Annotated in this window: 6 protein-coding genes; all 6 read left to right on the top strand. The window is 45.9% G+C overall.

Annotated features, from left to right (window positions below; translation table 11 throughout):
- Positions 1–1963, top strand: a 1963-nt coding sequence (locus NCI00_RS25275) for a CLIPPER-2 domain-containing protein (protein ID WP_445508846.1), incomplete at its 5' end; no start/stop codon positions are given.
- A gap of 75 nt (positions 1964–2038) precedes the next feature.
- The gene (locus tag NCI00_RS25270) at positions 2039–3301 is read left to right on the top strand and encodes a DUF11 domain-containing protein (protein WP_253532311.1); all 1263 of its coding nucleotides are present in this window, start codon (positions 2039–2041) and stop codon (positions 3299–3301) included.
- Between the two features lie 711 nt (positions 3302–4012).
- Complete coding sequence (locus NCI00_RS25265; RefSeq protein ID WP_253532309.1) at positions 4013–4357, top strand: hypothetical protein; 345 nt, start codon at positions 4013–4015, stop codon at positions 4355–4357.
- Between the two features lie 98 nt (positions 4358–4455).
- The gene (locus NCI00_RS25260; RefSeq protein ID WP_253532307.1) at positions 4456–5580 is read left to right on the top strand and encodes an efflux RND transporter periplasmic adaptor subunit; all 1125 of its coding nucleotides are present in this window, start codon (positions 4456–4458) and stop codon (positions 5578–5580) included.
- A gap of 33 nt (positions 5581–5613) precedes the next feature.
- A complete protein-coding gene (locus tag NCI00_RS25255; protein WP_253532305.1) occupies positions 5614–8784 on the top strand; it encodes an efflux RND transporter permease subunit in 3171 nt (1056 codons plus the stop codon).
- On the top strand, positions 8775–10250 hold the full coding sequence (locus tag NCI00_RS25250) for an efflux transporter outer membrane subunit (protein ID WP_253532303.1): 1476 nt from the start codon (positions 8775–8777) through the stop codon (positions 10248–10250). Before NCI00_RS25255 ends, NCI00_RS25250 begins: the two co-directional genes overlap by 10 nt.
- Positions 10251–10260 lie beyond the last annotated feature (10 nt).

The raw sequence follows: 10260 nt of genomic DNA, 5'->3' as shown, positions 1-10260 counted from the left end.
GACGCTGACGAATCTTTCGATTGATGATGCGAAATTGAGTCTGACGGACTTGGTGGTTACACCGAGCACACTTTTACCTAACGGAACTGGCACGGCCACGGCGACATACACCATCACGCAGGCTGACATCAATGCAGGGGAAGTCAAAAACAGCGCTACGGTGACAGGGACTCCACCAACTGGACCTAATGTGACGGACGTTTCCGACAGCGGCAATGAGCTGGTAGATACCCCCGCCGACCCAGATACAGACCCGACCAACGACCCCACGGTTGTGCCGCTGACCCAGAATCCCCAAGTACGCTTAGTGAAACTGGCTGCGGTGGGCGGTAGTGGTGCGGTTGGTGATGTGATAACTTATACTTTCACCGTGACCAACACGGGCAACGTGACGCTGACGAATCTTTCGATTGATGATGCGAAATTGAGTCTGACGGACTTGGTGGTTACACCGAGCACACTTTTACCTAACGGAACTGGCACGGCCACGGCGACATACACCATCACGCAGGCTGACATCAATGCAGGGGAAGTCAAAAACAGCGCTACGGTGACAGGGACTCCACCAACTGGACCTAATGTGACGGACGTTTCTGACAGCGGCAATGAGCTGGTAGATACCCCCGCCGACCCAGATACAGACCCGACCAACGACCCCACGGTCGTACCGTTGACCCAGAATCCTAAAATCGGTATCGCTAAAGAAGTTAGCTCCTTTGTAAACAACCTCAACTATACCTACGACATTACGTTCAGTCTCAAAGTGAAAAACGTAGGCAATGTGCCGCTCAGTAACGTACAGGTATTTGATACGCTGTCCAAAACTTTTCCAAGTCCTGCCACTTTTAATGTTCTGGGTATCAGCAGTACTAAGTTTACCGTTAACCCCACCTACACGGGCACGGCAAGCCAAACTCAGCTGCTTTTGCCCGGCAATGCCTTGGCTATCGGTGACAGCGGAATTGTCAGTTTGACGGTGCGCATCAGTCCGAATGTATACGTAGGGGTTTCATACATCAATATTGCTTACAGTACTGGTCAGAGTCCCTTGGGCGAAACCGTAAAAGATCAATCGCAGTTGGGAAATAATCCCGATCCAGACTTTGATGGTGATCCTCAAAATAACTTTGTTCCTACTCCCATCACAATTCAGACTCCTGGAAAGCTCACGCTTTTGCCCAAAGTCTATTTGCAGGGAGCATTGTTTGGGGTTTTCTCGGGCAACCTGATGCGCGATGACCTGCGGGTGAAAAATCTGATTCCTCGAAAATCACCTTATGTAGCCTGGGGGCCTATTACTGCCGCTGATACCATTACCTCCAACACGGTGTTGACTGTCAGCGGGCAAGATGCCATCGTGGACTGGGTATTTGTTGAATTGCGCGATGCCAATGATTCAACTATTGTGGTAGACAGCCGCTCGGCCCTGGTTCAACGTGACGGTGATATTGTAGAGGTAGACGGCACTTCACCCATTACCTTCACCACGGTTGTTGCGGCCAGCTATTTTGTGTCGGTTCGTCACCGCAACCATTTGGGTGTCATGTCGCAAACGGCCCTGCCGTTAACGCAGACCGTTTCCACGATTGATTTCCGTTCGGTAGCTACCTCTACGTATGTTTTAGCAAATTCACCGATGCATCAATCGCAGGTGGATGTAGTTCAGGGAAAAGCCCTGTGGGCGGGCAATGCCCTTTATGACGGCCAAGTGATTTATCAGGGTACTGACAACGACGTCAATGTCATCTATCAGCAAGTCATTGCAGCCACGGGCAATCCTTTTCTACTGCCTTTCTTTATTCTTTCAGGCTATTACACAGGAGATGTTAATATGGATGGAGAAGTGATTTTTCAGGGAACAACCAACGATGTAGAGTACATCTACCAAAATGTAATCAATAACCATCCCGGTAACGCCCTCAAACAAAACTTCTTTATCATTCAGGAACAATTACCTAAATAAACATAGACAGACTCAGGGGAGCGCGATGCTCCCCTGTAAAAACCTGAAAATTCAACGATATAAACATACACTACAATGAAAAAAGGAATATCTACAATCGTTTGGATTGGGCTAATCTGGTTTCTTGGCTTTGTTACGGTAGCAGCGCAGCAACTCTCGACCAACCAAGTCAATTACCAATTGACCTACCAAGCCAATACGGGGCTTTACACAGTTTGGGTGGTACCCAAATATGCTACGCCAAACGCTAACAATACCGATGCCAAAGAATTTGGAGCCACAGCGCAGGTATCGCTGAAAGTTCCCAAAGATTTTGTGATTCAGAACATCACCGATATAAAAGGAACTTGGGAGAAAAACCCCCTAAAATTGGGAAGTCAGGCCATATTTGCCTCGGCGGGTTTAGATGCTGCTTACAACTATTATGTCATTGGAAAAACAGCTACCGAAACCGATTATGGTTCATTTACCAACGGAACCCCCGTTGCTCTTTTTACCTTCCAAGGCAATGCCTGCTACAGCCCAGTAGGAATCTTAGCTAAAGCTGATCCCTTTGTGGCGGCGGCCAAAAGTGTGGCTTCACTCAATACCGCATGTAGTTTTTATTCACGCTCTGGGCAAACGCCAAGCGGGAATGTTATTCCGTTAGAGCAATTTGTAGAAAAATTAGGCCCTGATGCCACTTGTAATCCTCCGATTGACTTATCGCTTTCCGTAGCTGTTAGCAATCAACAGCCGGGCTTAAATGCGAATCTCACTTTAACGGTAAGCGTCAAAAATGAAGGGCAAAATCCTGCATCTGGTGTAGAAGTAAAGGATATTTTACCTGCGGGGATGAGTTTCCAAACTTTTGCCACAGCTACTGGTACTTATAACTCCGCTACTGGTACATGGACCATAGGAAATATCGCCGTTGGTGAAACCGTCACCTTGTCTATTGCGGTCCAAGTAACACAGCCGGGTGTGCAGTATTTTACAGCCCAAATTTCTAAGGCCGATCAAACCGATACAGACTCTACTCCAAATAACAATATCGAAAGCGAAGACGACTTTGACCGAACTTGTATCACGGTTCTCGTACCAATTTGTGTAGGCCAGGTTTTTGAACTTTCCATTCCATCGGGATATACTAATATTCAATGGTTTAGAAATGACCAACCCATCTCTGGTGCAACATCGTCCGTTATCCAAATTACCGAAGCGGGTTCTTACCGATTTGCCGCTACCAACGCCACTTGCCCGACAGAAGGTTGTTGTTCTTATATTTTCTACGAAGGCAACTGCTGCCCTACCGAAGCCATCTGTGTGCCTTTTACAATCAAAAAAATAAAGAAATAAAAGCCGTGTCTACCCTTTATTAAGCTAAAAACTACTGAATTTTCAGCTACAGATTAGGCAATAGAATAATCCAATAAAACAGGGCTCGCATGTGAGCCCTGTTTTATTTTTTATCGTCCTACTGAACATTAATTTTCTTGTTTTAATTTCCACCAATACACTACTCCTGCAAGCCCAATTAAGGTAATAATGAGCAAAATCCACGAATACCAGCTGGAATCGGATTCCAGCCTAGTTATGGGATTATTCAAAGCGGGTGAAATGTCTGAAATAAACGGAAGGGAAGAAATGGGTAAGGGGCTCACTTTACCGCTAAATTGATTAGAGGATACTAAATAATTGTCTGTCAGTAGATTGATAATGATTGACTAGTTCATGAGTTACTCAACTCATTTTTTGATAGAAAAATTTATACGGTTACACAATTAGCATTCATGCCCCAGCATCAGTAACTAAAATGTAGACAACTATTGCAATTAAGCCATAGAAAATAATTTGTTTTGTAAAGCGTGATACCCCTTTTTGAGTGAATAGTGTTTTTAGTTAAAATTGTCATTTCCAAGAAATTAAGGGCCCTACTGAATTTAAGGGTTTTTTGAGTATGTCAGGCCACATTTTGAATACTTTAGCATTTATAAAGCAGAATAGATTACTTTTGCATTAATGCAGTTTCTCAAAAAACATATCGTCTTTCGCTATTTTTGGCTTTTTATGGCACTGCACATCCTCAATTGCAGTGTTGACTCCCCTGATGCCCACCCAGATTATGTCCCTGAAGATTTAGCTTACAACGATATTGAAAGTATTTCTGAACTAGTGCTCGAACAAATCCTTGGTTTTGAAAATGCCGTTGCCGAGCATGATGAACATGACACCGAAGAAGGCGCTAGTTTTGGGGTGGCCAAAATTCTGTTGTATTGTCAATCTTCATTTGAGTTCTCAATAAAAAGAATTTCTTTGCGGCCTTATCTAAAAAATACTCCGCTCAACTATGAGCAAACTTTTATTTCGCAGTTTCATCCTGATATAGTTTCTCCTCCACCTCAACAGGTATAGTCTAGTTTTTTTACTGCATTTTTAAGGTAATCTATTGATTTTATGTAGATTATATCTTGTGTCTGTACCCATTATTATCGTATTTTAATCTTATCAGAATGAAAAATATTTTCATGCTGGCAGGCATTTATGCTTGCCTGTTATCGCTTTGGGCGTGTTCAACAGAAACCAAAACCGAACAGAAAGCCGAAGGAAAATTCCCCATCACCAATCCGATTTTAGTAGATACTACTTACTCAAAAGAGTATGTAGCCACGATTCAATCATTGCAGAATGTTGAAGTGAGAGCAAGAATTAAAGGTTATATCGAAGCTGTTTTTGTGGATGAAGGTAAGCCCGTCAGAGCAGGACAAGTGCTGTTCAGAATCAACAGCCAAGCTTACAAACAAGAACTTTTGAAAGCAGAAGCAACCCTTAAAAATGCGACTGCGGAAGCAAAAACACTCGAATTGGAGATTAAAAATACCAAGTTATTGGTCGAGCAAAACGTGGTGGCTAAGTCTGAATTGGACATTGTTGAGTCGAAGTTGGAAGCCCTTAAAGCCAAAATCGAAGAAGCCCAATCAGACGCGGCCGGAGCGCAACTGCAACTGTCGCTAACCGAAATCAAAGCCCCGTTTAGCGGTATTATCAGCCGAATTCCTAATAAAGTGGGCAGTTTGATTGATGAAGGTACACTGCTGACGACCCTCTCCAACAACCAGGAGGTGTTTGCTTACTTTAACGTTTCCGAGAAAGAATACCTGGATTTTACGGCGCAAAACGAAGTGGGTAAACGTCGAAGTGTGTCGTTGTTATTGGCCAACAACAGCCTCTATAAACACAGTGGAGTCATCGAAACGATTGACAGTGAATTTGACAAAAACTCGGGAAGTATTGCTTTTCGGGCCAAATTTCCGAATCCCGAGCAGGTACTTAAAAATGGCGCAAGCGGTAAAGTAAGACTGACCAACGAGATAAAAAATGCGCTGATGGTTCCCCAAAAAGCCGTTTTTGAAATACAAGAAAAAAACTGTGTGTATGTGGTTGATGCCCAAAATGTTGTGAGTGTGCGTGATGTCAAAATCCTGCAACGGCTTCCTCAGTTGTACGTCATTGAGTCGGGGTTGAGCGTGTCTGATAGAATCATTTATGAAGGTATTCAGAACGTAAACGACGGCGATAAAATCCAGCCCGAACTCAGGCCGATGCGTAAAATCATGGCGCAATTGGGCAAGCAATAGTTTCGGATTCAAGGACTTAAAAATACATACACTATGTTTAATAAATTCATTCACAGACCCTTACTGTCCATCGTAATTTCGGTCATCATTACGCTGCTGGGTGGTTTGGCTTTGACTCGGCTGCCCATGGCGCAGTTTCCGAGTGTGGCCCCGCCCGAAGTAAACGTAACGGTAGAATATACTGGGGCAAATGCTGAAACCGTCACCAAAGCCGCACTCGTTCAGTTGGAACGCTCAATCAATGGGGTGCCCGGCATGAAATACATGTCATCGGATGCGGGCAACGACGGGGTAGGCGTGGTTCAAATCATTTTTGAAATCGGTACCGACCCCGACGTAGCTGCCGTCAATGTGCAGAACCGTGTAGCTACCGTAATGGGTGAGTTGCCCCCCGAAGTGACAAAGAACGGGGTGAAAATCGCCAAAGAAGAAAATGCCATGTTGATGTACCTGAACATATACAGTTCAGACACAACCATGCAGGAGAAATTTCTCTACAATTTTGCCGACATTAATATTTTGGCCGAACTTAAACGTATAAAGGGGGTAGGCTTTGCCGAAATGTTTGGCGCCAAAAAATACGCCATGCGTATCTGGTTAAGACCCGATAAAATGCTGACTTACAACGTCTCTGTTGATGAGATACTGGAAGCCTTAGAAGAGCAGAATATTGAAGCTGCCCCGGGCAAAGTAGGTGAAAGTACCGACAAAACGCCTCAGGCTTTGCAGTACGTTATCAAGTACAAAGGCAAGTATAATACGCAGGAAGAATACGAGAATATCCCTGTCAAGTCAGATGCCGACGGCAAAATAGTACGGATTAAAGATGTAGCCGATGTAGAATTTGGAACTACTTATTTTGATGTAGAAGCAAAATTTAAAGGTCGTCCTGCGGCCTCAATGATGCTCAAACAATTGCCGGGCTCAAACGCAAGTGAGGTGATTGAAAATGTTAAAAAACGCCTGGCTGAAATTAAAGGAGCTACTTTTTTGAAAGGTATGGATTACGAAATCAGCTATGATGTATCCCGCTTTTTGGATGCCTCGGTGCATGAAGTAGTTCGTACCCTCATTGAAGCATTTATTCTGGTTTCGCTGGTGGTGTTCTTGTTTCTGCAAGATTGGCGTTCTACCATTATTCCCGCCATTGCCGTACCCGTGTCGCTGATAGGTACGTTCTTTTTCATGCAATTGTTGGGCTTTTCACTCAATTTGGTCACCCTTTTTGCCTTGGTATTGGCCATCGGAATTGTGGTGGACAATGCCATCGTGGTAGTGGAGGCTGTACACCTAAAAATGGAAGAAAAAAACTTACACCCCATTGCCGCCACCGAAGAAGCCATGAAAGAAATCAGCGGGGCCATCATAGCCATTACGTTGGTGATGTCGGCGGTTTTTATTCCCGTTGCCTTTATGTCGGGGCCGTCGGGGATTTTTTATCGGCAATTTTCATTGACCATGGCGATTGCGATTGTACTTTCAGGAATCGGTGCTTTGACGCTGACCCCTGCGCTGTGTGCCATGTTTTTAAAAAATACCCACGGCCAAACCCGCAAAAAAACGTGGTTGAATCGCTTTTTTGGTGGGTTTAATCGCTGGTACGAAGGGTTAGAAAATAAGTATCAACGTTTGTTAAAAAACATCGTCAGTCGGCGGGTCGTTACCTTCGGTGTTTTGCTCATCTTCTGCGTAGGTACGGGCTTTTTTGGCAAAATTCTACCTTCTGGTTTCATTCCCAACGAAGACCAAGGCACGTTTTATGTCAGCATCACCACGCCTTCTGGCTCTACGCTCGAACGCACCAAGGCGGTTGTGAATGAAGTACAAAAGTCCTGCGAAGGTATCGAAGCCGTTGAATCGGTGTCTTCATTGGCGGGAACGAATATTCTTTCTGACGGTACGGGTGCCACTTATGGTACGTGTTTGATAAACCTCAAAAGCTGGGACCAACGCAAAGAATCGGTAGATGAAATCATTGCGTTGGTGACAGAAAAAACCAAACACATCAAAGACGCCCGACTGGAATTTTTTCCGCCGCCCGCCGTACCGGGTTACGGCAACGCCAGTGGGTTTGAGTTGCGGCTCTTAGACAAAACAGGCAATGGCGATTTTAAGCAGATGGAAGGAGTTGTCAATCAATTTATCAAAGACCTCAAAGCCCGACCTGAAATCGCCTCCGCTTTTACGATTTTTGATGCCAGTTTTCCGCAATATATCGTCAATGTGGACTCTGACAAAGCCGCTCAGAAAAGGGTCTCCATCAGCGACGCTATGGGCACTTTGCAGACGCTGCTGGGTAGCGAATACGCCAGTAACTTTATCAAATATGGCCAATTGTACAAAGTCATGGTGCAGGCCCTGCCCGAATACCGAGCCAAACCCGAAGATATTCTGAATCTGTATGTCAAAAACAAAGACGGCGGGATGGTATCCCTGTCGGCTTTTGTAACCACTGAGCGGGTATATGGCGTGGACCAAATCACGCGCTATAATATGTTTCCTTCTGCCGAGCTAAACGGCGAAGCTGCCGAAGGGTTCAGTAGCGGTAGTGCCATTCAGGCCATTCAGGAAACTGCCAAAGAAAAACTCCCCAAAGGCTACGATATTGACTGGGCGGGTATCACCCGTGACGAAGTAATGGCGGGCAACGAAGCCATCTATATTTTCATCATCTGTTTGGTTTTTGTGTATTTGTTGTTGGTGGCTCAATACGAAAGTCTGCTATTGCCGCTACCCGTTATCCTATCTTTACCGACGGGTATTTTCGGAGCATTTGCGCTTTTGTGGGCTTTGGGTTTAGAAAACAACATTTACGCCCAAGTCGCGATGATTATGCTCATTGGCTTATTGGGCAAAAACGCCATTCTGATTGTCGAATTTGCGGCCATGCGCCATAAAGAAGGCCTGACTCCGCTTCAAGCGGCCATCGAAGGGGCAAAAGTGCGTTTGCGGCCTATTCTGATGACCTCCTTTGCATTTATTGCGGGGCTCATTCCCCTGCTTTTTGCCTCTGGAGCAGGGGCTGTCGGCAATCGAACCATCGGAGCGGCGGCGGCGGGTGGAATGCTCTTCGGGACGGTTTTTGGGGTCGTCGTCATCCCTGGGCTGTACTATATTTTCGCCCGAATGGCCGAGAAATTTACATTCATCAAAGACGAAGAAGAAAATCCACTCACCGAAGAAGATTTGAAACAATGGAACTAAACCATCTAAAAAACGCTGGCAGGATTTTGAACCCTGCCAGCGTTACCTTACTGTTTTCTACCCTTTTATTCGTAGTTGCATTGTCGGGCTGTAAAGTGCCGCAAGTGGCTACATCGCGCGCTATACTGCCCGTTCCCGAAACGTTTAGCAATAATGCTAATACCGATACCCTCAACGTAGCTACGCTCAATTGGCGCACGTACTTTGCCGACTCGACCCTGAACGGCCTTATTGATGCAGCCTTGACCAACAACCTCGACCTCCTCACGGCTTACCAACGCATCGAGATGGCTCGTGCGGGCGTGCGGGCCAGTGAAGGCTTGCTACGCCCTACGGTGGCGGCGGGAGGCATGACAGGGTTGCGGAAGTTTGGACTCTATACCATGGACGGTGCGGGCAACGCCACTACCGATATTACCGAGGGCAAACTCGTGCCTGTCAATCTGCCAGATTTATTCATTGGCTTGCAGTCGTCTTGGGAAGTGGATATTTGGAAAAAGCTACGCAATCAGCAGCAGTCGGCTATTTCACGGTATTTGGCGAGTGTTGAGGGCAAAAACTGGGTCATTACCAACTTAGTAGCCGATGTGTCGATGGCGTATTATGAACTGCTGGCGTTAGACAATGAATTGGATATAGTGCGTCAAACCATTCAGATTCAGCAAAATGCGTTTGAGATTGTCAAGATACAACGACAGGCGGCGGCCAGTAATGAGTTGGCGGTGGAGCAGTTTGAGGCGCAGTTGCTCAACGCCCAAAACCTCGAAATCGAACTGCTGCAAGCCATTACCGAAGCCGAAAACTTTTTGAACACGCTGTTGGGCCGTTTTCCGCAGCCGATTTTGCGAGATAAAAGCCGTTTTAACTGGGCAATCCCTGCGCAAGTCGGGATGGGAGTGCCGTCGGATATGCTCAAAAATCGGCCTGATATTCGAGCCTCCGAACTCGAACTTATGGCTACTAAAACCGATGTGCAGGTGGCTCGTGCGGCCTTTTACCCGTCGCTCGTACTAACAGGCTCATTGGGTTTGCAGGCGTTCAGTCCCAAGTTTCTGTTCAGTACACCACAGTCGTTGGCTTATTCGCTGGTGGGTAATTTAGCCGCTCCTATCGTCAATCGTAAAGGCATCGAAGCACAGTTTAGCGGAGCGCAGGCTGCGCAGGTAGAGGCTCTTTACAGTTACCAAAAAACAATATTAAACGCCTACGTGGAAGTAAACAACCAATTGAGCAACCTTACTAATTTACGGCGTATGTTTGACCTCAAAACCCGTGAAACAGCCTTGCTCACTCGCTCCATCAGTACCTCCGACAAACTTTACCGCACAGGAAGAGCTACCTATTTGGAAGTATTGTTGGCGCAGCAAAACGCCCTGCAAGGTAAGCTGGACTTAATCAGTACCCAAAAACGCCAAAACCAAGCAATGATAAATCTTTACCGAGCTTTGGGGGGCGGGTGGAAATAGCATTCGGGTG

This window comes from Runella salmonicolor (assembly GCF_024158025.1).
Classification (GTDB): Bacteria; Bacteroidota; Bacteroidia; order Cytophagales; family Spirosomataceae; genus Runella; species Runella salmonicolor.
Note: the sequence above shows the minus strand (reverse complement) of the source record. Positions and strands in the feature narration are given on the sequence as shown.

Coding starts and splice junctions, on each gene's coding strand:
- NCI00_RS25270 (WP_253532311.1), top strand. CDS start 2,039: ATGAAAAAAGGAATATCTACAATCGTTTGGATTGGGCTAATCTGGTTT.
- NCI00_RS25260 (WP_253532307.1), top strand. CDS start 4,456: ATGAAAAATATTTTCATGCTGGCAGGCATTTATGCTTGCCTGTTATCG.
- NCI00_RS25265 (WP_253532309.1), top strand. CDS start 4,013: ATGGCACTGCACATCCTCAATTGCAGTGTTGACTCCCCTGATGCCCAC.
- NCI00_RS25250 (WP_253532303.1), top strand. CDS start 8,775: ATGGAACTAAACCATCTAAAAAACGCTGGCAGGATTTTGAACCCTGCC.
- NCI00_RS25255 (WP_253532305.1), top strand. CDS start 5,614: ATGTTTAATAAATTCATTCACAGACCCTTACTGTCCATCGTAATTTCG.